The organism is Pseudomonas sp. 31 R 17, assembly GCF_900004915.1.
GTDB classification, from domain to species: domain Bacteria; phylum Pseudomonadota; class Gammaproteobacteria; order Pseudomonadales; family Pseudomonadaceae; genus Aquipseudomonas; species Aquipseudomonas orientalis_A.
Genome location: NZ_CVTN01000083.1, coordinates 76,758 through 96,243, shown reverse-complemented (window position 1 = coordinate 96,243; position 19,486 = coordinate 76,758). Strand labels below are relative to the sequence as shown.

The window sequence follows — 19,486 nt, the reverse complement described above, 5'->3', positions numbered from 1 at the left end:
CCGGCGAGCGTTCAGCGACGGACACCCGCCGTCACGAAGGGCGCCACATGCAATGGCTGAGGGAGGCTGAAGCAGGGGCCAACTTCGCACCGGTCAACGTGCTGGCGCTGGGCAGAGGTGAAGCGGGCGGGCCGACGGCTATCGCCTTTGCCTTGCCGGAAGTGTCGGCCAGGGTGAAATTCGACCGTGGGCAATCCCGAGCCGTCGATTTGTCCTTCAAGCCTGCGCAACCGGTAACGCAGGCTCAGATCGAGGATATCCACAAGCGTCTGTCGCAGTACTCACCGCAGTTCCGGCAGGACCTGGCCGTCATGGCACCGTCGGCTGACCTGCAGGAGCAGTTGGCGATGTTGCAGCGTTTCATGGCGGCGCATCCTCCTTCAGCGACGAAGCTGGATGACTATCACGCCATCGGCCAGTCGCTGGAAACATGCATGACCCAGCACACCCTGATGAAAGCCGGTTTGCGTCAGCTGGCGTCGGTCGAATCCAGCGTGACAAGGGTGGGGCTGCAGGACAACGGGCGATTTGCCTGGCTGGACGATGTCGCGCCGGGCAACAAGGCCGCCATCGTGCAGTGGCTCGGGGAGGACCCGCAGTTCGCGCGGATCATCCAACAACTGCAGCAGGGTGAAGGCACCTCTGTGACGCTCGGCATGGAGCTCAAACCGCAGGCTCTGCGCACGATCGAGCGTCGTCACCTGGCGGGCGAAAGCACCGAGCCGTTGATCAAGCGAGCGCTGAAAGATCCCGACAACCTGCGTGTGAAAAGCATGAGCATGAACTACACCGCGACCCAGACCCATGGCATGTCATTGCCGGCCCTGACCACGCTCAGTTTTTTCAGCAGCGCGTCGCTCAGTCACACGCAAAAGCACGTCAACGTCGACTTCGAATACGGAGCCAATGCGGACAAACCGTTGCGCATGAACCTGAACGATACGTTGAGCCCCCTGCCACGCCACGACCTGACCATCGACTTGGCGGACCAGCGTATAAGAACGCCGAATGCGGTGGCCTGAGGCAGCCAGGATGAAAGCGGCTTGACGTAAAGCAAGCCGCCTCGTTTACAGATAAATCACACCGTGCATATACAGCACGGCTTTACCGGAGATGATGACCCGGTCACCCTGCAGCTCGCAGCGCAATTGGCCTTTGCGCGTGCCGCCTTGCTCGGCGGTCAATTGCGACTTGCCCAGGCGCTCGGCCCAGAACGGTGCCAGCGACGTATGCGCGGAACCCGTGACCGGATCTTCATTGACCCCCACATTCGGGCCGAACCAGCGCGAAACAAAGTCAAAGCGCGTGCTCCTGGCGGTGACGGCAATCCCGCGTTTGGGCAGGCCCCTGAGCCTTGCGAAATCCGGCGCGAGTGCCGCCACTTGTGCTTCATCTTCCACCAGCACGATATAGTCATCGGTGCTGAATACCTCGGCGTTTTCGATCCCCAATGCACTAAGCATTCCGCTTGGCGGCTCGCAGCGCTCGGGTTGCCTGGCCGGGAAGTCCATGGCCAGTTCATCGCCATTGCGCGTCACCCGCAGCTCGCCGCTGCGCGTGGCAAAGCGCAACACGGCGGGCGCGTCCGGCAACTTGTGAATCAGCACCCACGCCGCTGCCAGAGTGGCGTGACCACACAGGTCCACTTCGACCTCCGGGGTAAACCAGCGCAGTTCATAAAGATCACCACGGGGCACGAAAAACGCGGTTTCCGACAGATTGTTTTCAGCGGCGATGTGTTGCAGTTGCTCGTCCGTCAGCCACTCGGTGAGCGGACATACCGCTGCGGGATTGCCGCCGAAGGCGTGCTGGCTGAAGGCGTCGACTTGGTAGATGTCCAGTTGCATCGGGAGCGCTCCGTGGTGGGGGGAGGCTGGACACTAACAGCGGCTCCCGGGGGCGTCAAAATACAGATGGGAAGTATTTTTGAGCGTAAGCACCTTGGCGAGACTTTCCTGCGGGCATAAAAAAACGGCCTACCTTTCGGTAAGCCGTTTTTAGTACTTGGTGGCTACACAGGGACTTGAACCCCGGACCCCAGCATTATGAATGCTATGCTCTAACCAACTGAGCTATGTAGCCAAGTGGCGCGCATTATTCGCGTAGAACGGGAATGCGTCAAGGGCTTTTGTTAAGTTTTTTTCTACGCTTTCAACTGTTTAACGAAAAACAGGCTAAATGGCGACGAGTGGCGGGGTGAACGGCGGGGGGCTTTTCAGGCTGCGGTCTTTTGCCGCCGCTTACGTAAAGCGTCGGTCGAGTTGGGCAGATATCCTTTTCGCCCAACGTTTTTTATAGCGGGGGCTTACGGCTGCGGCGGGTTGTGGGTCACGCGTTTAAGTTGTTCGCGCGCCCGTGACAAGCGTGAGCGTACGGTGCCGATGGGAATGTCCAGCGCATCGGCGGTGTCCTGATAGCTGCCATCGGTTTCGAGCGAAGCGTATAGCGTCTTGCGCATTTCCACCGGCAGGTGGTCGATGGCGTTCAGGGTTTTTTCCAGGCGTCGGTTGACTTCAAATTCCCAATCCAGGCTGTTGCGTTCCTCCTGACCATGCCACAACGATTCATCGAACTCGCAATGCACGGGTTTGGCATACATGCGCCTGAAGTGGTTGCGGATCAAATTCTGAGCGATCCCGCACATCCAGGTGCTGAGCGTGGCCTGGCCGCTGAAACGTTCTCGGTTGCGCCATGCTTCCAGGTAGGTCAGTTGCAGCAGGTCGTCCGCGTCTTCGGGGTTGAGCACGCGTTTATGAATGAAACGTCGCAGTTTCTTTTGCTGGTCGTCCGTCAGTTGAACCATGAACTGAGGCGAACTGCCGACGAGGTGAGCGAGATCACCAATAGGTATTTTCATGTTGTTTTTCCTCCGGAAAGGCTCGATCGAAATGGTTTCGATAGGAACCCCTTTTGCACTGGCTGTGCCAAACGGGAAAAACACATAACTAGTTGATTTGTATAAATATATATTATTGCTCGTACAGCTGTTTGTGCCGTAACTTGCAAAAGGTTCGATGTGGATGTGCAAGTATTTTCATGCCCATCGGCTTGAAACGTTTTGATGGAACTGGACCGCAGCGGCTTGCCACATAGGGACACAAACTTCCCATTCTGGCCCGCCCATGAAAGTCGAATCCTTCAACGATGTGCAGCAGATCCAACCCCTGGACAAGCCCAGTGTCAGCACTGTCGAAGCGCCAAGCCGTTCGCTGGCCCTGGATGACATTGCGCAGATTTTCGCCGAAGAAGTGACACTTAATGCGCAAGCCCTGGGCCTGCGATCCATTGGCGCGAAAGTTTCGCCTGTGGCGGAGTTCGTGCATCTGTATGAGCAACTGGGTCACCCTGGCCAAACCACGCTGGAAACCATTGTTCGCCGGCTTCGGTTCGAGTTGCTGCGCAAGCCCACGGTCGAAAAACTGGTCAGCCTTGCCGGCAGTGATCCCGCTCGTGCCTTCGTGGTGCTTGGGCTTATCGCCAGCGAAGCGAAGACCAATGGATTGAGGATCGAAGAGGACCTGGCACGCGGCGCGCTCAGAGAGCTCAAGCGTGATTTCGGCGGCCCGATCCAGGCAGGTCTGAATATCGCCCTGGCATTGAAACAAGCCAGCGCCGACCCGCAGGAGCGTCAGGACGTGCGTGCGCTCTATTACGCCTCTGTGGTCGTGCGCCAATCCTTGGCGTTGATGCTGCAAACGCTGTTGAAAATGTACGGCCCGACGGATTTTTCCAGGGGCGTCGGCCTGATGACTCAGGCGCTGAACGGTGACATAGCAGCCCACACACAATCTGTGCCCACGGAAAAATTGCGCCTCCTGCTCAAGGGGTTGGGCGAGTGTCGCGAGTTGCGCTCGGTGCTGGGCAACTGCGAGGCGTTGATCCAGCGCCTTAACGTTGAACAGAATGCGGTGGATCTGTTGCAGCGTTTTCTGGGCTACGCCAGTACCGGCATCGATTCGGCCGAGGTGCAAAGGCTGGCCAGTGAATTTGGCGGCACGCTGCTTGGTGCCAGGCTGCGTTCACTCAACGAATTGTCCAGGGAGATAAAGGCCCTGCCCCTGGCCTGGTGGCTTGATGCTCAATCCCAGGCCAGCGCCGTGAAAGCCTTCAAGGACGTGATGCTTGAGTGGGCACGCGAAGAACGCGGCCCCCTGAAATTCCCCGGCGAGACGAGGACGTACGGGTGACACTGCTGTCGTCGATCAATGGCGTGCTGCTCAAGGTGGCGCGGCGTGCCGAAGTGCTCGGCGCGGTGGTGGTCATGGCCATCGTGTTTATCTTCATTGTGCCGTTGCCCACCTGGCTGGTGGACATCCTGATCGCGTTGAATATCTGTATTTCCTGCCTGTTGATCGTACTGGCGCTCTACCTGCCGGGGCCGTTGGCGTTCTCGTCGTTCCCATCGATCCTGCTGCTGACCACCATGTTTCGCCTGGCGTTATCGATTGCCACCACGCGCTTGATCCTGCTGGAGCAGGACGCGGGTGACATTGTGGAAGCGTTCGGTAATTTCGTGGTGGGCGGCAATCTGGCGGTGGGCCTGGTGATCTTCATGATCCTGACCATCGTCAACTTCCTGGTGATCACCAAGGGGTCGGAGCGGGTCGCTGAAGTGGCCGCCCGCTTCAGCCTGGATGCGATGCCGGGCAAGCAGATGTCGATCGACAGTGACTTGCGCGCCGGGCTGATCGACGGTGCACAGGCGCGGGACAAACGTGAGCAGCTATCGCGCGAAAGCCAGTTGTTCGGGGCTATGGACGGGGCCATGAAGTTCGTCAAGGGCGACGCCATTGCCGGTTTGATCATCGTGGTCATCAACCTGCTGGGGGGCTTCTCGACCGGGATGTTCCAGCACGGCATGAGCGCAGGCGAGTCGATCGCGCTGTATTCGGTCCTGACCATCGGTGACGGCCTGATCGCGCAGATTCCCGCGCTGCTGATCTCCCTCACGGCCGGCATGATCATCACCCGCGTGGCGCCGGACGGGCGCAAGGGCGTCAGCAACATGGGCGCCGAAATTGCCCGGCAAATGACCAGCGAGCCCAAGAGCTGGATGATCGCGTCGGTGGGCATGCTGGCCTTTGCCACGCTCCCCGGCATGCCCACCGTGGTGTTCATTCTGATTTCGATGATGACCGGTGCCCTGGGCTACTACCTCATGCGCCAGCGTCAGCGCGAGGAGGCCCCTGCGGCGGCGGACGAGAAAGCGGTGCGTCCGGAAGAGAACGGCAGTGAAGACTTGCGTGGCTTCGACCCGTCACGGCCGTATCTGCTGCAATTCAACAGTCAGATGTTCGGGGCCCCGGAGGTCATCGACATCGTGCAAAAAATTCGTCAGGCCCGAAATGCGCTGGTTGCCAATATCGGCTTGACGCTGCCGCCGTTCGAAGCCGAGTTCAGTGAGTCACTGGCTGTCGATGAGATGCGCTTTTGCGTGCATGAAGTCCCGGTCGTGACGGCCACTTTCAGTGACCGTGTCGCGGTCGAGTACGCCGCCCTCGCGCAGCCTCCGGAGCGGGGTGAAAGAGGGCTGCCTGAACGGGACGAAGCCGATTGGCTGTGGCTCAGCCCTGATGATCCGTTGCTCGACGATCCGCAGGTCGAGCGTTTCAGTGCCCACAGCCTGGTCATCGAACGCATGAAGCGGGCGATGTTGCTTAGCGGGCCAAGGTTTCTTGGCATCCAGGAAAGCAAGTCGATCCTCAGCTGGCTTGAACACAACCAGCCGGAACTGGTGCAGGAGCTGCAACGCATCATGCCGCTTTCACGTTTTTCTTCAGTGCTGCAGCGCCTGGCGGCCGAGGGCGTGCCATTGCGTGCCGTACGGTTGATCGTCGAATCGCTGATCGAGTACGGCCAGCATGAGCGCGAGCCGGATGCCCTGGCCGATTACGCCCGTATCGCGCTCAAGTCGCAGATCTTTCACCAGTACAGCGAGGCCGATGGCCTGCACGCGTGGCTGCTGTCGCCGCACACCGAGAACATCCTGCGCGAAGCCTTGCGCCAAACCCAGAGCGGCGTGTTTTTCGCCCTCGATAACGACAGCAGTGCTGCGCTGGTCGGCCTGCTCAACCAGGCGTTTGCACTACGGCCGAAAACCAAGAGTGTGCTGCTGGTGGCCCAGGACCTGCGCAGTCCCTTGCGCGCGCTGTTGTTGGATGAATTCAACCATGTGCCGGTGATGTCATTCGCCGAGCTGGGGAGCAATTCCAAGGTAAAGGTCCTGGGCCGATTCGACCTGGGTCAGGACGAGCTGCTGCGCGGGGCCGTGGCATGAACCCTTTATTGATATGCCCGCCGAGGGTGGCCCCATGATGTTCGAGCTGCGAGTGCTGGATGGCTTGCACCAGGGCGCCGCGCTGCCGTTATTTGGCGAGCAGTGGAGCCTGGGCGCCAACCCGGACGCTGATCTGTTGTTGAGCGATCCCGAGGTCGTCGAGCATCACGCACGTTTGCGCTTGGCCAATGATCGTTGGTCGGTGCAGGCCGAAGCCGGACTCATCAGAGACAGCGATGGGCAGGTATTGGCGCAGATCGGCGAGCTGGCGCTGAACACGGTCTTCTTGATCGGCTCCGTTCGCTTGTGTGTCAGCCTTGCCGATCAGCCCTGGCCTCCGGCGCCCGTGGCTGTACCGCCGTCTTCCGAGCCTGGGGGGCAGGCCCCGCTGGCGTTGAAACTGTCATCGATTCCATCGTCCCAACAAAAGCGTTTGCTCAGCCTGGCCCTCGCGTTTGCCGTGCTCATGGCGGCGGTCGGCATTATTTTCAGTGGAGAGCGCAATGCTCAGGCATCGCTGATGCCGCCATTGATTCAAAAGCCTGAACTGGCCTCGCCGTTCGAGGTGCGCCAGCAGTTGTTGAAGATGCTCAACGATCGGGAATTAAGCCAGCGGATCACTTTGCAAGTGATCAATGGGCAAGTTGCGCTCAGTGGGGACGTTTCACAGGACGATGTGGATCTGGTCGCGCGCATGCTCAGCCGTTTCGGCGAGCAGTTCGATAGCGCAGTACCGGTGATCAGTCGTGTGCGCGTGCGGGATGGAGCCCTGCCCTTCAAAATCGTGCAGATCGTGGGCGGGCCCAATGGTCACGTGGTTCTGGAGGAGGGCAGCCGACTTTTTGTCGGTGATGAAGTGGACGGCTTGCGCCTGGTGCTGATCGACAACAGCAAGGTGGTCTTCGATGGCGTACAGCGTTATGAGGTGCGCTGGTGAACGCGCAGTTGCAAGCGCGCCTCGACGCCTGGCAGGAACGCCAGGCGCGCTCGTTGGCCAGTTTCTCGCCTGTAACAATGCGGGGCCGAATCCAGCGCGTAAACGGCATGTTGCTGCAATGCCGGCTGCCTCAGGCGCGCATCGGTGATTTGTGTCAGGTGGAAAAGAAGCCAGGCGACTACATGCTGGCGGAGATCATCGGGTTCGATCAACAGGACGCCGTGCTCAGTGCCTTGGGCAACCTTGAAGGCGTGCAGGTGGGGGCCGGCGTGGAGCGTCTTGGGGTCTCGCATCGGGTGCAGGTCAGCGCGGCATTGCTGGGACAGGTGCTGGATGGTTTCGGCCGGCCGATCACGGGAGAAGGTGTCAGTGCGTTTGTCCAGACGCACGTGTCTGACTCAAGCGCAGTGTTGTGCGAGGCACCGTTGCCCACCGAGCGACCACGCATCAACCGCGCGCTCGCCACCGGGGTGCGTTCGATCGACGGCTTGCTGACGCTGGGCGAAGGCCAGCGTGTAGGCCTGTTCGCCGGGGCAGGCTGCGGCAAGACCACACTATTGGCCGAGATCGCCCGTAACGTTGATTGCGATGTCATCGTGTTCGGCCTGATTGGCGAGCGGGGCCGGGAGCTGCGTGAATTCCTCGATCATGAACTCGACGAGCAACTGCGCGCCAAAGCGGTAATGGTGTGTGCAACGTCCGATCGTTCCAGCATGGAGCGGGCACGTGCAGCCTTTACGGCCACCGCGTTGGCTGAAGGCTTTCGGCGCAAGGGCAAACGGGTATTACTGCTGATTGACTCCCTGACCCGTTTCGCCCGCGCCCAGCGTGAAATCGGCCTGGCCGCCGGCGAACCCCTCGGACGCGGCGGCCTGCCGCCTTCGGTGTACAGCCTGTTGCCGCGCCTTGTAGAGCGCGCCGGGTTGACCCGCGAGGGTGTGATCACTGCGATCTATACCGTACTGATCGAGCAGGACTCCATGAACGATCCGGTAGCCGACGAAGTTCGCTCGCTCCTCGACGGGCATATCGTACTGTCCCGTAAGTTGGCCGAGCGTGGGCACTATCCGGCGGTGGATGTACTGGCCAGCCTTTCGCGAATCCTGAGCAACGTCGCCGAGCCTGCGGATATCCAGGCGGGTACGGCCTTGCGACGGTTGCTGTCGGCCTATCAGCAGATCGAACTGATGCTCAAGCTGGGCGAATACCAGCCTGGCAGCGATGCGCTGACTGACCTCGCCGTGGACAGTCGCCAGGCTGTCGATGGTTTTTTGCGCCAGGACTTGCGTGAGCCCGCACCGATGGAAACCACGCTGAGACACCTCAAGGAGCTGACCGCCGATGTCCCATTCTGACGTGCTGCTCGGTGAAGTCGAGACGCTGCGTCGCCTGCGCCGACACCGGGCTGACCGGGCCGAGCGTGCGCTGCGTGAAGCGAAGCGGGCCCAGCAGGCTCTACTTGCGCATATCCAGCAGGCTCAGGATGCGCTTGAGCGAACCCGGCAGGAGGAGGCGCAGCAGAGTGCTCAATTGCTCAACCAGCACCAGGGGCAGGTTATTACCTTGCAGGCCCTGAAATCCTGGGGAAGACAGGAGCGTTCATTGTCTGCCAATACCCAGCGCGAAATGGGGCAGCTAGAGGCATTGAGGGGGCAGCGCGAAGAAAAGCAAGCCAGCGTCGGCAGTGCCCAGAAACACGTCACTGAATGCCTGCGGCAGGTTGAAAAGCTCCAGGAATTATCCCTTTTACTGGTGCAGGAGCCGACATGACCCAGGTTTCTGATAAACCCGCTGAGCGTCCACGCCTGCGTGAAACACGAGAGGACCGTGAGTCTGGAACCGTAGGCGTGGCGCCTGCGGAGTTGACGCGGTTGTTTGCTCAGCTGTGGACTGATGCAGGTGACGGTGAGGGTGCTGGTGCGAAGGCCTCACGGTCGGCGACGCAGCGTTCAGGCAGTGCGGCCATGATCGAGGCGCTCACCGAACAACTGACGCCTCGTATGCAAGCCGTCTCGCAGTGGCCACTTCAAGCCACGTTGTATTTGCCTCGTCTGGGACGAATCAACGCCCGCGTGCGCCGCGAACAGGGCGCCTGGAGTATCGACCTGGAGGCGCAGGAGGATGCGACGGCGCGTTGGCTCAGCGGCGTGCGCAAACCCTGTGAAGATCAGCTCGCAGCGGCGCTGGGGCAACCGGTCAGCCTGCACCTGTCCACTGTCGGCTGCGCATGATAATGCGGCCGCTGAGTTTGCGTTCGGTCAAGAGCGACACGGTGGCGGCGCGTCATCAACTGGGCCGTGGCCTTTGCCTGCCGTTTCAGGTGGGCGGACAACGGGGGCAATTAAGACTCGAACCGGGCCGTGCTCCTGCGACGGGTGAGGTCACGTGCCTTGAAACCTCGTGTGGTGTGCTGGCGCTCGCTGAAGCGGCGCCGTTGCTCAGCCTGTTGGGTGAATGCCCGGTGACATTGGCCCCGTCCGGCAATGATCCGGACTCCTGGTTCTGGGCGCTGTTCCAGCATCACCTGAGCCCTCAGATAAGAGCGCTGCTGGGTTATGTGCGGTTGCTGGAGGCCCCGCGGCCCAAGGCATTTGGCTGCCGACTCACTGTGGCGCTGGGGGCGGCCCGGGTCGAGGGCTATGTGTGGCTGCTCCCCGAAAGCTTCCTGGCGCTGTGCGACGCCGGGCCATGGCGTACCACGGCCGGGCCGCTGCCGCCGGCGTTTCCATTGGTCATTGCGGTGACCCTCGGGCGTTTGCAGTTGCCCATTGAGCAAGCCCGCAGCCTGGGGGCCGGCGATGTGGTGCTGCTTGAGCAGACGTTTTTTCGTGCCCAGGGAGATGGCTACCTACAGGTGGGTACTCAGCGTTTGCATGGATGCATCGACGATAACAGCGGGCCGTTGTGCCTGACCCTTACTTCAATCGAGGACGCGTCTGTGGACGAAGAATTCATAACCCCCCACTATCCTGGGGACGAGGAGGGCGAGCCCGTGGTGGATGTATTCGGCCACGAACCGTTCGATGAGCTGAGCATGGCACTGAACGTGCGCTGCGGCACGCTGAGCCTGACCCTGGGCGAGTTGCGCAACCTCGCGCCCGGTGCGGTGCTGGGCATTGCCGGCTATGCGCCGGGGATGGCGGGTCTCTATTACGGTGATCGGCCGATTGGCCAGGGCCAGTTGGTGGAAGTCGACGGGCGCCTGGGTTTGCAGCTGTCCCGTGTGATGTTCGGACGATGACATTTCAGGGGATAGATCCCCTCGTCCTGGCTGTATTCGTCGCCGCGTTGTCGCTGATGCCCATGCTGTTGATCATCTGCACATCGTTCTTGAAGATCGTCATTGTGTTGATGATCACCCGCAATGCCATCGGCGTTCAGCAGGTGCCGCCGAGCATGGCCGTCAACGGCATCGCGCTGGCGGCCACGCTGTTCATCATGGCGCCGGTCGGTTTCGACATCGCCGAGACCGTCAAGGTCACCCCTCTGGACACGAGCAGCTTGACGATGTTTCTACAGACAGGGCATGAGGCCATCCAGCCGTTGCGCGCATTCATGCTGCGTAACGTGGACCCTGACGTGCTGACGCATCTGCTGGAAAATACGGCGCGCCTGTGGCCTCCAAAAATGGCGCAAGAGGTACAGCGCGAAGACCTGATCCTGGTGATCCCGGCATTTGTGCTGTCGCAACTGCAGGCGGGGTTCGAGATCGGCTTCCTGATCTATATTCCCTTCATCGTCATCGACCTTATTGTCTCCAACCTGCTGCTCGCGCTCGGCATGCAAATGGTCTCGCCGATGACCATCTCACTGCCGCTCAAACTGCTGTTGTTCGTTATGGTGTCCGGTTGGTCGCGCCTGCTGGACAGCCTGTTTCTTTCCTATCTCTGAGCGGCTTATGGAACCGATCGTACTGTTCAAGCAAGGCATGTTGCTGGTCGTGGTGTTGTCGGCACCGCCATTGATTGTGGCGGTGGTGGTGGGTGTCATGACGTCGCTCGTACAGGCGCTGATGCAGGTCCAGGACCAGACGTTGCCGTTTGGTATCAAGCTGGTGGCGGTGGGAATCACGCTGATCATGACCGGGCGCTGGATTGGCGTGGAGCTGATCCAGCTGATTAATCTGACCTTCGACATGATCGGCCGCTCGGCCCTGAACTGAGGTATCGCCAGTGCTGTTGTATCTTGAGTACCTGCCCAGCCTGCTCATCGGGATGGCGCGTATTTACCCCTGCGCCATCTTTGTGGCCGCGTTCTGTTTTCAACATATACGCGGCAGGCTTCGGGCCACCATTGTGATGGTCATGGCGCTGCTGCCGGCGCCGGGTATCCATGCGGCGTTGGAAGGGCGGGATTACTCGGCGTTGGTATTGGGCGGGCTGGTGCTCAAGGAAGTTGCCCTGGGATTGTTGCTGGGGGTACTGCTGTCCATGCCGTTCTGGTTGTTCGAGGCGGTGGGAGCGTTGCTGGACAACCAGCGCGGCGCTTTGGCCGGTGGCCAACTCAACCCTTCGCTGGGGCCGGACGCCACGCCGATGGGGCATTTGTTCAAGCAACTGGCGATCTTCCTGCTGATGACTACCCTGGGGTTGGGCGCGTTGACCCAGTTGATCTGGGACAGCTACCTTATCTGGCCTCCCACCGTGTGGTTCCCGCTGCCAGCGGCGAATGGCATGAGCCTGTTTGTCGACCTGCTGGGCGACACCTTCACGCACATGATGCTCTATGCCGCCCCCTTTATCGCGGTGTTGCTGTTGCTGGAATTCGGCATCGCGCTTTTGGGCGTCTACAGTCAGCAGCTACAAGTCAGTACGTTGGCGCCACCGGTCAAATGCCTGGCAGGCGTCGGTGTCCTGCTGCTCTACTTTGCGCTGCTGCAGGACCTGATCGTCGGACGCATGGGCCTGCTGGGCGACCTTAAACACTCGCTCGGATTTTTGTTCAAGGCGCCGTTGTCATGAGCGACTCGGGCGAAAAAAAACACCCGGCGTCAGCCAAGAAGCTGCGCGACCAACGCAAGAAAGGCCAGGTCGCGCAAAGTCAGGATATTGCAAAGCTGCTGGTGCTGACGGCCATCAGCGAGATTGCTCTATTCACCGCCGAGACCAGCCTGCAACGTTTCCAGCAATTGATCCTGCTGCCGATGTCGCGCCTGTCTCAGCCCTTTACGCGAACGTTGGAAGAGGTCCTGTTCGAAGGCCTGGTGGTGTTTTTCTCATTCGCCCTGTTGATGGTCGGCGTTGCGATTACCACGAAGCTGGTCAGCAGTTGGATGCAGTTCGGCATGCTGTTTGCGCCCGAGGCCTTGAAGTTGGATTTCAATCGACTCAATCCGCTCAGCCAGGTCAAGCAGATGTTCTCTGCCCAGCAGTTGATGAACCTGTTGATGAGTGTCGCCAAGGCCTGCTTCATTTCGCTGATCCTGTATGTGGTGATCCGCCCTTCATTGGGTACGTTGATCAACCTGGCCAACAGTGATCTGCAGAGTTACATCCTGGCGTTGATTGCGTTATTCCGCCACCTGTTGCATGTGTGCCTCGGCATGTTGCTGGTGCTGGCGCTCATCGACCTGGTGCTGGTGAAGCACTTTTTTGCCAAGCGCATGCGTATGACCCAGGTGGAGGTCGTAAAAGAGTACAAGGACATGGAGGGCGACCCTCACGTCAAGGGCCAGCGGCGTTCGCTGGCCTATCAACTGGCGCAGGAGGAGCCGAAGGTCAAGCTGCCCAAGCTGGAGGAATCCGACATGCTGGTGGTCAACCCGACACACTTCGCGGTCGCCCTGTATTACCGCCCGGGTAAAACCCCGCTGCCCTTGCTGGTCAGCAAGGGCACGGATACCGAAGCCCGCAAGCTGATCCTGCGCGCCAAGGCAGCCGACGTTCCGGTGATCCAGTGCGTATGGCTGGCCCGCACGCTTTACACGAAAAAGCTGGGGGCAAGCATCCCCCGCGAAACCTTGCAGGCGGTGGCACTCATCTACCGTACCCTGCGCGAGCTGGATGATGACGCCAAGCGTGAAACCCTTGAGTTGCCGGAGCTTGAGCGGCGTTGATCAGCGGTTTGAGACCCTGTCCAGGGCTTGCAGATTGGCCAGTGACAGCATCCGGCTGAGGATACTGTCGAGCGCGCTGTTTGTTGCGGGCAGCGCGTGCCAGATTACCAGGGCGTCCTGGGCGTCGAGGTAGACAAAACAACCATTGAACGCCAGTGCCTGCTCAAAACGCCGCTCCAACACACGCTGCAGTTGCCCGGCCTGCACGGCTTCGCAAGCCACCTGCAGGGCCAGCCCCGGCCGCGTTCCTACCTGCAGCGCGCAGACCTTGATCCCGGGCGCCAGTGGCAAGTGAGCGGCATTGCCGCTCACCAGAGAGTCCAGGAATACCTGGCGTTGATTGTCGGGCATGGGTTGAGGCCTCAGCGTTCCAGCGATACCGTCTGGTAATCCGACCGCTCGCCGGCGGGGCCGGGCTCGACACGCATCTGCGGTGGCCACCAGATCACCATCTTGTCCTTGGTCGATTGCGGGCGCGAGCATGAATCACCTTTGCAGGTGGGAACGCAGCCGGTGATGAGCATCGCTGCGCCGATCAGGGTCATGTACAAGAGTCTGAGTTTCATGGCGTAGCCTTCTGGGCAGGAGTAATCAAGGAAGGGCGCGGCACACTGAGGTGTTCGTCCTTCACCACGGGACGCATGGCGATAAAGACTTCGGCCTCTTCACCCGGCTTGAGCCAGGCGTGCGGCCACACGGTGACCGCCAGGGTCTGCGAGTTGCTGCATTCCTTTTCGTCGATACGTACATTGCGTTTGAACTGATTGCGCAGCACCACGACCGCCACGTTGTATTCCGGGCCGGCGAACCACTGGCTGCGTTCGTTGTTGAGTGCCAGCAAGTCACGGGTGCTGCACAAGGTGTTGAGCCCCAGCGGCATCGGCGCTGCTTTGAAGGCCTTGGGCACTTCCCCGCTGACCAGGCGTGCCAGGGTACCGATGATGTCACTGCGCTTGATCACCGGCTCATGGGGGGAATAGCGCCTGGCCAGTGGCGTGAGTGCGGCTTGCAATTCGGCCTGGTCGGCCTGCGGCAGATAGCGCGACGGGTCGTCCTGGTCGCCGATGACCCGCGGTGTGAGGATAAACAAGCGTTCACGCCGGTTGTTCTTGCGTTCGGTCGACGAAAACAGCGCCTTGCCCAACAGCGGAATATCCCCCAGCACAGGGATCTTGTTTTGTTTGTCGGCACTCTCGGTGACATGGAAACCGCCGACAACCAGCGAACGCTTTTCCTGTATCACGGCCTGGGTGCTGACCTTGCCTCGGCGTACGTCAAGGTTGTCAGGGTTGCGGTCGGGGTTGCTCTCGTCGAAATTACCGTCTTCTATATCCACCGCCAGATGGAGCTGGTTGACGCCGCGGCTGGTGGTGACCCTGGGCACGACCTGAAGACTGGTGCCCACGGTAATGGGCAAGATGGTTACGTAATCTCTGCCGGGGGTGAGGTATTGGGTGCGGTTGAAGTCGATCACCGCCGGTTGGTTTTCCAGCGTCAGCACCGAAGGGTTCGAAACCATGGTCGCCAGCCCCTTGGCTTCCAGTGCGCGGATATCAGCGTAGAAACGGTCACGGTTTCCGATCGACAGCTGCGATGAGCTGCCCGGCGCCATGTTCACGCCGCCCCGAAAGCGGCTGTTCTGGAAGCCCCAGTTCACGCCGAATTCGCGCAACTGCGTGCGCTCGATATCGAGAATGATTGCATCGATCTCGATCAGCTTGCGCGCAACGTCAAGCTGAGTGATCAGCTCACGGTACATGCCCTGGCGTTCCGGCGAGTCATAGATCAACACGGCGTTATTACGTACATCGGCTTCGACGCGTATACGGCTGTTGGACACCGGGGCGCGCGGGGTCAACGTCGGCCCCGGGTCCAACTGCCCTGGATTGCCATTGGCGCCGAACATTTGCCCCAGCAGCGGATTGGCCAACCGAGGTACGTTGGGTGTGAGAGGGGTTGGTTGGGACGTAGGGCGTTGGCTCAGTCCAGAGAGCGACGAGGTGGACCGGGGTTCCAATAGCTGCCGCAAAATCGTGGCAACCCCGGGGACGATGAGCTTCTCGCCGCGGTAATCCACATGACGGTCCGCCGCATTGGCAAACTTCAACGGATAACTCAGCACGCTCAGCTTTTCATCCGGCGAGCGGCGTTGGCTGCTGAACTGCTTGATCTGTTCGATATAGCGTTTGGGACCGGAAACCAGTACCACTCCGTCCTCCGGCAGCTCACCCCAGCCGAAACGGCTATCGAGCAGGCCGATATCGGTCAGCGCCTGCTTGAGATCTGAAATCGTCTCTGACGAGACCTCCAGGCGTGCGGACTCCTGTTGATCCAGGGTGCTGATGTGAAGGGTGTTGTTGTAGAGGTACCATTGAAAACGGTGTTCGACGCCCAGCCTGTCCAGCATGGATTGCGGGGTGTTAGCGCGGATCTTGCCGTTGACGTCCCCCTCCAGCAGGCCCTCGATCTGCAGTTGCGTGCCAAAGGTCTGGGCGAAGTCTTCGAGTACCTCGCGCAGAGGTTTGTGTTCGGCCTCGTAGGCGTAGGCGGTGTTTTTCCATTCGGCGGGGATGGCGGCAAGGGCACTTTGCACCGGGGCGAGCAAGCAGGCGAGCGCGAGCAGGCATGCCAGTTGGGGACGCCTGGATGAAGTTTCAGACAGGTTGGGGCCCAAGCTGTTGTGCTTGTAAATGTTGTTATACATAGGTGTTTCCCTGATTACGCAACAACGAACGTAGCGAAGTAGGTCTGAGTGGATGGGCCGGCTTGTTCAGGCGTGCGAAGGTGGCACGCCAGGTATCGCGTTGGTTGAGCAGAGATTCGATACTGCGCTGCAAATCCTGCTCGTCGCAGGGCTTATACAAGCAATGAATCAACCAGAGTTCACCACTGGCTGGGCATTGAGCGAGCGCACCCTGATAGTGAGCCAGGCTGATCGCTCCCTGTCGCATCCAAGTTGCCAGCGTTGATTTATTCGGCGCTTGATGGGTCAGTTGAGCACTTAGCAGTATGGCGTCGGAACAGTGACGTAAGATAATTTCGTCATCGCTCTCGAATAAACTGAGTTCCCCGGAGCCACTCTTCAAATACTCCGCAAGTGATTTTTTCACTTACTGTGCGCTGTCCAGGCCGGACTTAAGTAACATGAAATTTACGCGGGTTTGCTCATTGACGAGATATTCGGTTTTACGCTGTTTTGCGATAAGTTCGTAAAACAAAGCGGTGTCTTCTTCTGAACCCGAAAAGTTTTCGGCTGCATAGTTTACTTCCCTGTCAACGAATTTTGCGTCTCTAACAAGCTTGTCTTTAAGGCCATCGAAAAAGTTCATGTGAAATGCCTTTGTGGGTGTGTACTCCTTTATGGCTTTTATTTCGAAATGGTTCCATTTGTAGCTATTTATATGTCATGAAATGTGTCCCTGCCGCTTTCTACCGGGAGGCTTTCATCGTTTTTCATGACGGCGTTGACCATGGATATCCAGTCAATACGAAAATCCCCCTCGTCGGTATTCAATATCAGCGTTTGAGGCTTGATCGTATTTTCCGCGCGTAGCGTCCAGTGAACATCACCGCCGCTGTCGAGGTATTGCCTCACTGTCTCAAGTTCATGTGGATGACAAACCAGTGTCGCCTTAATCGCAGGAATATGGCAGGCCAGCAGTTGCTTGATCAGGGCTCCAATCCGTTGTGTGTGGGGCGTTTCTTCGAGCAAGAGCTGAATAGTCTGGTTGGCAATTGAAGTGGCGTAGTGTTCGAGGTTGTCACACAAGGCCTGGCGCTCGGCTTCCCAGCGCTTGAGCTGGGCATCGGCACGCTGCCATATTTCAAGCCCCGCCTTTTCAAGCAGGTGTTTGCGTTGTTCGTGTGCCTCTCTCAGCAATTGTTTGGCTCCAGCCCTTGCCTGCTCTATCACGTCGCCGGCCTGGGTATAACTTGCCAGGGCTTCGCGGGAGATCAGGCTTCCCGCCAAGGGGGGCGCTCCGCCAGGTGAGTTGATTGTGCGCCGACATAACATTGTTAATCTCCTTGCGCCCATGATTCGTAAGCGCCGTCGCTGTGGCTTGGCGCGCCTATTCGCCAGACCACTGCATGCCAGAGGGTATCGAGACGGCTACGCGAGCCATTGAGCATCAGGGGCTTTTCTTCCAGAAAAAGCACACGCTGGCGAGGGAAACGCAGTCTGATCCGTTGCCAGGTAGCAGCGGTTATCCAGGCGCGTAGCAACCGCAATGGGTCATTATCAGTCTGCACGATATCCAGGGGCAGAGCCTTGGACAGGCTTTTACACCACAGGAGATGGTGCTCATCCAACGCCGTTGCACTGGCAGGACGGCAGATCCCGTCAACCAGTGCCAGCCCCAGGTCCAGCTGGGCTGCTGGAGCAATTACGAGTTGAAGTAAGGCTGGGTCGGGCATGGGCGGCAGGCAGGGAGCGATACCGTAATGCGTGCCTGTGACTACCAGCCCGCTGCGATGAAGTTCTACAAGCGTTGTATATATATCTGTGTTTTTCCAGTCGTCATGTGCATATAACCAAGGGGCCGCCCACCACTGGGTCCATGCGAGATTACTCATTGCTTGAGTGAACAGGAGCGTCAAGGGATGGCCCATGTGTGCGAGCCGGCGTCATACGTTGCTTTCGCCTCTGCCAGAACATGCCTGCCGACACTATAAATACCAAAGCGAGCAACGAGACCGTCACACTGGTTTGCCAAAAACCCAGGTCATCCCCCGGAACCAGAAAAGGCCCGAAGTAAACCAAACGTTGTTGCTCCAGATAGGCTGTCGCAGGTACGAACACGACTGTTATTTTTTGCGGGTTATCGACCGCCGTGGCCATACCCGGAATGCTACTGGCAACCATCCTGCGAACACGTGCCCTGATGTTGTCGGGGTCGAGCCGCGGATCATGTTTGATGAACACCGACGCTGAGGCGGGTTGCACAGGTTCACCAGGCGCAACGCGTTCGGGTAGAACTACATGTACTCGGGCCACGATAACGCCATCAATGTTCGATAAAGTGGTTTCCAGTTCTTGGGACAAGGCATAGATATAGCGTGCTCTTTCTTCCAGCGGCGTAGAGATCACGCCTTCTTTACGAAAGGTGTCGCCCAACGTAGCGCGTGCTGTTCGAGGAAGCCCCACGGCCTCCAGCGTTCGTACGGCGCGCGCAATATCGGTGACATTGACGACCACGATAACGCCATCTTTTGCGGGAACCTTCGTGGCACGAATATGTTTGTCGGCCAGCTCTGCTATAACTTCATTGGCCTCTTGTTCCGTTAATTGGCGGTGAAGCTCGACACGGTCGCTGCAGGCGCTCAGTAGAAGTGCGAAAGACAGTGTTAAGACAGTAAGCAACGTGCGATTCATTTTTACCTACTGGAGGTTACTGATTTTATCGATGCTCTGAGCGGTTTTACCAACGCACTTCGTCAACATATGCTGAAGCAGCACCGCATTGGAAAGTTGATGCGGGTATTTTCGAGCCTCTATAGATTTATCTTTGCCAGCCAATGCGCGCAGGCTCCTGCTCATGCGATGGGTCAAGGAGTTCAGCGTGTCTGTTGCCTCGGATAACAGGTTCGGTGATTGTGCAGGGCTGGGCGTACTCGCCACTGGTGAGGGGAGCATCATTGAGTTAAAAAAATCTACATCCGAGCTTAAGTCGGGCGTGTCATGCGTCGTTTGAAGTGTACCGAGACCCTTGTCGCGTATGCTTTCTACGATCATAGAACTCCCCTTACTCCAAGCCATGAGTAAACTTATTCGTCGTTGGCAATGACGTTATTGCGTTTGAAGTGACTGTCCCGATGCTGCGCGCCGGGACAGTGTATAGGCATTACTTTATGAAAGCCGGATAGTATCGGTGACGCCTTTTTTACCGTTGGTCTTTTCCGCTTCTGCTTTTTCCATCGCGGTTTCTATGCCATCCCTCCGCTTTTTAGCGTCAATTTGCTTAAAGGCCGCTTGTGCGTCCGCGTCAGAGAGTCCGCCGCCGTAGCCGCCGAACGAGGAGGAACCATAGGGGTTAATTGGGGAAGTCATATTTTTCTCCGTACATAACGTTAGTTTCACTGAACTCGGCGATGCCTGGGTAGTCCGGAACCCTGCCAAAGCCGTTCCATAATTTATGTGGTTCAAAAAATTTATACGTTCCATGCATAGTTAGCGGTGGATTTTTAATATGTAACTTTTCTATACCGGGCGCATGAC

At 58.8% G+C, this 19,486-nt stretch carries 24 protein-coding genes and 1 tRNA gene; 12 read left to right on the top strand and 13 right to left on the bottom strand.

Annotation, left to right across the window (positions count from 1 at the left end; all coding sequences use genetic code 11):
• On the top strand, positions 1 to 1,022 hold a 1,022-nt coding region (locus BFP89_RS29490; RefSeq protein ID WP_256097381.1), incomplete at its 5' end, for an AvrE-family type 3 secretion system effector.
• Between the two features lie 45 nt (positions 1,023 to 1,067).
• Here the strand turns inward: BFP89_RS29490 and BFP89_RS24660 are convergent.
• The 3 genes from BFP89_RS24660 to BFP89_RS24650 form a co-directional block, all read right to left on the bottom strand.
• Entirely contained in the window at positions 1,068 to 1,847 is a 780-nt protein-coding gene (locus tag BFP89_RS24660) for a PhzF family phenazine biosynthesis protein (RefSeq protein ID WP_065888064.1), read from the bottom strand.
• Positions 1,848 to 2,005: 158 nt separating this feature from the next.
• Positions 2,006 to 2,082: transfer RNA gene (locus BFP89_RS24655), tRNA-Met, on the bottom strand.
• A 223-nt stretch (positions 2,083 to 2,305) separates the two neighbouring features.
• A complete protein-coding gene (locus tag BFP89_RS24650) occupies positions 2,306 to 2,857 on the bottom strand; it encodes an RNA polymerase sigma factor (protein ID WP_065888063.1) in 552 nt (183 codons plus the stop codon).
• A 265-nt stretch (positions 2,858 to 3,122) separates the two neighbouring features.
• Here BFP89_RS24650 and BFP89_RS24645 point away from each other — a divergent pair, with 265 nt between their 5' ends.
• Genes BFP89_RS24645 through sctU form a run of 11 tightly spaced genes read left to right on the top strand, consistent with a single transcriptional unit; the run spans position 3,123 to position 13,269 of the window.
• Positions 3,123 to 4,187 carry an HrpJ domain-containing protein gene (locus BFP89_RS24645; RefSeq protein ID WP_065888062.1) on the top strand — a complete coding sequence of 355 codons (1,065 nt, stop codon included), beginning with the start codon at positions 3,123 to 3,125 and terminating at the stop codon, positions 4,185 to 4,187.
• Entirely contained in the window at positions 4,184 to 6,277 is a 2,094-nt protein-coding gene (gene sctV / locus BFP89_RS24640; RefSeq protein WP_065888061.1) for a type III secretion system export apparatus subunit SctV, read from the top strand. The genes BFP89_RS24645 and sctV overlap by 4 nt, the downstream gene beginning before the upstream one ends.
• Before the next feature lie 37 nt (positions 6,278 to 6,314).
• The gene (locus BFP89_RS24635; protein ID WP_176718441.1) at positions 6,315 to 7,214 is read left to right on the top strand and encodes an FHA domain-containing protein; all 900 of its coding nucleotides are present in this window, start codon (positions 6,315 to 6,317) and stop codon (positions 7,212 to 7,214) included.
• Complete coding sequence (locus BFP89_RS24630; RefSeq protein ID WP_065888060.1) at positions 7,211 to 8,569, top strand: FliI/YscN family ATPase; 1,359 nt, start codon at positions 7,211 to 7,213, stop codon at positions 8,567 to 8,569. Before BFP89_RS24635 ends, BFP89_RS24630 begins: the two co-directional genes overlap by 4 nt.
• Entirely contained in the window at positions 8,556 to 8,984 is a 429-nt protein-coding gene (locus tag BFP89_RS24625; RefSeq protein WP_065888059.1) for a type III secretion system stalk subunit SctO, read from the top strand. Before BFP89_RS24630 ends, BFP89_RS24625 begins: the two co-directional genes overlap by 14 nt.
• Entirely contained in the window at positions 8,981 to 9,445 is a 465-nt protein-coding gene (locus BFP89_RS28005) for a type III secretion system HrpP C-terminal domain-containing protein (RefSeq protein ID WP_083208145.1), read from the top strand. The genes BFP89_RS24625 and BFP89_RS28005 overlap by 4 nt, the downstream gene beginning before the upstream one ends.
• A complete protein-coding gene (locus BFP89_RS24615) occupies positions 9,442 to 10,455 on the top strand; it encodes a FliM/FliN family flagellar motor switch protein (RefSeq protein WP_065888057.1) in 1,014 nt (337 codons plus the stop codon). Before BFP89_RS28005 ends, BFP89_RS24615 begins: the two co-directional genes overlap by 4 nt.
• The gene (sctR, locus tag BFP89_RS24610) at positions 10,452 to 11,105 is read left to right on the top strand and encodes a type III secretion system export apparatus subunit SctR (RefSeq protein ID WP_065888056.1); all 654 of its coding nucleotides are present in this window, start codon (positions 10,452 to 10,454) and stop codon (positions 11,103 to 11,105) included. Before BFP89_RS24615 ends, sctR begins: the two co-directional genes overlap by 4 nt.
• A gap of 7 nt (positions 11,106 to 11,112) precedes the next feature.
• Positions 11,113 to 11,376, top strand: a complete 264-nt coding sequence (sctS, locus tag BFP89_RS24605) for a type III secretion system export apparatus subunit SctS (RefSeq protein ID WP_065888055.1) — start codon at positions 11,113 to 11,115, stop codon at positions 11,374 to 11,376.
• Between the two features lie 10 nt (positions 11,377 to 11,386).
• The gene (sctT, locus tag BFP89_RS24600; RefSeq protein ID WP_065888054.1) at positions 11,387 to 12,175 is read left to right on the top strand and encodes a type III secretion system export apparatus subunit SctT; all 789 of its coding nucleotides are present in this window, start codon (positions 11,387 to 11,389) and stop codon (positions 12,173 to 12,175) included.
• Complete coding sequence (sctU, locus tag BFP89_RS24595; RefSeq protein WP_065888053.1) at positions 12,172 to 13,269, top strand: type III secretion system export apparatus subunit SctU; 1,098 nt, start codon at positions 12,172 to 12,174, stop codon at positions 13,267 to 13,269. Before sctT ends, sctU begins: the two co-directional genes overlap by 4 nt.
• On the opposite strand, the gene BFP89_RS24590 is transcribed toward sctU, so the two are convergent.
• The 10 genes from BFP89_RS24590 to BFP89_RS24550 form a co-directional block, all read right to left on the bottom strand.
• Positions 13,270 to 13,620 (bottom strand): transcriptional regulator, encoded by a 351-nt coding sequence (locus BFP89_RS24590; protein WP_065888052.1) that lies wholly within the window; start codon positions 13,618 to 13,620, stop codon positions 13,270 to 13,272.
• Between the two features lie 11 nt (positions 13,621 to 13,631).
• Entirely contained in the window at positions 13,632 to 13,835 is a 204-nt protein-coding gene (gene hrpT / locus BFP89_RS24585; protein ID WP_065888051.1) for an HrpT family type III secretion system protein, read from the bottom strand.
• Positions 13,832 to 15,973 carry a type III secretion system outer membrane ring subunit SctC gene (sctC, locus tag BFP89_RS24580; protein WP_065888050.1) on the bottom strand — a complete coding sequence of 714 codons (2,142 nt, stop codon included), beginning with the start codon at positions 15,971 to 15,973 and terminating at the stop codon, positions 13,832 to 13,834. The genes hrpT and sctC overlap by 4 nt, the downstream gene beginning before the upstream one ends.
• Positions 15,966 to 16,379, bottom strand: a complete 414-nt coding sequence (locus BFP89_RS28000) for a hypothetical protein (RefSeq protein WP_083208144.1) — start codon at positions 16,377 to 16,379, stop codon at positions 15,966 to 15,968. The genes sctC and BFP89_RS28000 overlap by 8 nt, the downstream gene beginning before the upstream one ends.
• The gene (locus BFP89_RS24575) at positions 16,380 to 16,598 is read right to left on the bottom strand and encodes a hypothetical protein (protein ID WP_065888049.1); all 219 of its coding nucleotides are present in this window, start codon (positions 16,596 to 16,598) and stop codon (positions 16,380 to 16,382) included.
• A gap of 68 nt (positions 16,599 to 16,666) precedes the next feature.
• Positions 16,667 to 17,284, bottom strand: coding sequence for a type III secretion system stator protein SctL (gene sctL / locus BFP89_RS24570; protein WP_065888048.1), 618 nt, complete (start codon positions 17,282 to 17,284; stop codon positions 16,667 to 16,669).
• 2 nt (positions 17,285 to 17,286) lie between these two features.
• Positions 17,287 to 17,868, bottom strand: a complete 582-nt coding sequence (locus tag BFP89_RS24565) for a type III secretion protein (protein WP_256097380.1) — start codon at positions 17,866 to 17,868, stop codon at positions 17,287 to 17,289.
• Positions 17,837 to 18,643 carry a type III secretion system inner membrane ring lipoprotein SctJ gene (gene sctJ / locus BFP89_RS24560; protein ID WP_065888046.1) on the bottom strand — a complete coding sequence of 269 codons (807 nt, stop codon included), beginning with the start codon at positions 18,641 to 18,643 and terminating at the stop codon, positions 17,837 to 17,839. Before sctJ ends, BFP89_RS24565 begins: the two co-directional genes overlap by 32 nt.
• A gap of 6 nt (positions 18,644 to 18,649) precedes the next feature.
• Positions 18,650 to 19,003: an EscI/YscI/HrpB family type III secretion system inner rod protein gene (locus BFP89_RS29485; RefSeq protein ID WP_256097379.1), complete on the bottom strand. Its 354-nt coding sequence runs from the start codon at positions 19,001 to 19,003 to the stop codon at positions 18,650 to 18,652.
• Positions 19,004 to 19,117: 114 nt separating this feature from the next.
• Positions 19,118 to 19,318: a hypothetical protein gene (locus tag BFP89_RS24550; RefSeq protein WP_065888045.1), complete on the bottom strand. Its 201-nt coding sequence runs from the start codon at positions 19,316 to 19,318 to the stop codon at positions 19,118 to 19,120.
• Positions 19,319 to 19,486: the final 168 nt, after the last annotated feature.

Coding starts and splice junctions, on each gene's coding strand:
- sctS (WP_065888055.1), top strand. CDS start 11,113: ATGGAACCGATCGTACTGTTCAAGCAAGGCATGTTGCTGGTCGTGGTG.
- sctL (WP_065888048.1), bottom strand. CDS start 17,284: ATGTTATGTCGGCGCACAATCAACTCACCTGGCGGAGCGCCCCCCTTG.
- BFP89_RS24590 (WP_065888052.1), bottom strand. CDS start 13,620: ATGCCCGACAATCAACGCCAGGTATTCCTGGACTCTCTGGTGAGCGGC.
- sctR (WP_065888056.1), top strand. CDS start 10,452: ATGACATTTCAGGGGATAGATCCCCTCGTCCTGGCTGTATTCGTCGCC.
- BFP89_RS28005 (WP_083208145.1), top strand. CDS start 8,981: ATGACCCAGGTTTCTGATAAACCCGCTGAGCGTCCACGCCTGCGTGAA.
- sctC (WP_065888050.1), bottom strand. CDS start 15,973: ATGTATAACAACATTTACAAGCACAACAGCTTGGGCCCCAACCTGTCT.
- BFP89_RS24575 (WP_065888049.1), bottom strand. CDS start 16,598: ATGAACTTTTTCGATGGCCTTAAAGACAAGCTTGTTAGAGACGCAAAA.
- BFP89_RS24650 (WP_065888063.1), bottom strand. CDS start 2,857: ATGAAAATACCTATTGGTGATCTCGCTCACCTCGTCGGCAGTTCGCCT.
- sctJ (WP_065888046.1), bottom strand. CDS start 18,643: ATGAATCGCACGTTGCTTACTGTCTTAACACTGTCTTTCGCACTTCTA.
- BFP89_RS24550 (WP_065888045.1), bottom strand. CDS start 19,318: ATGACTTCCCCAATTAACCCCTATGGTTCCTCCTCGTTCGGCGGCTAC.
- BFP89_RS24615 (WP_065888057.1), top strand. CDS start 9,442: ATGATAATGCGGCCGCTGAGTTTGCGTTCGGTCAAGAGCGACACGGTG.
- sctU (WP_065888053.1), top strand. CDS start 12,172: ATGAGCGACTCGGGCGAAAAAAAACACCCGGCGTCAGCCAAGAAGCTG.
- BFP89_RS24635 (WP_176718441.1), top strand. CDS start 6,315: ATGTTCGAGCTGCGAGTGCTGGATGGCTTGCACCAGGGCGCCGCGCTG.
- BFP89_RS24625 (WP_065888059.1), top strand. CDS start 8,556: ATGTCCCATTCTGACGTGCTGCTCGGTGAAGTCGAGACGCTGCGTCGC.
- BFP89_RS24660 (WP_065888064.1), bottom strand. CDS start 1,847: ATGCAACTGGACATCTACCAAGTCGACGCCTTCAGCCAGCACGCCTTC.
- BFP89_RS24645 (WP_065888062.1), top strand. CDS start 3,123: ATGAAAGTCGAATCCTTCAACGATGTGCAGCAGATCCAACCCCTGGAC.
- hrpT (WP_065888051.1), bottom strand. CDS start 13,835: ATGAAACTCAGACTCTTGTACATGACCCTGATCGGCGCAGCGATGCTC.
- BFP89_RS29485 (WP_256097379.1), bottom strand. CDS start 19,003: ATGATCGTAGAAAGCATACGCGACAAGGGTCTCGGTACACTTCAAACG.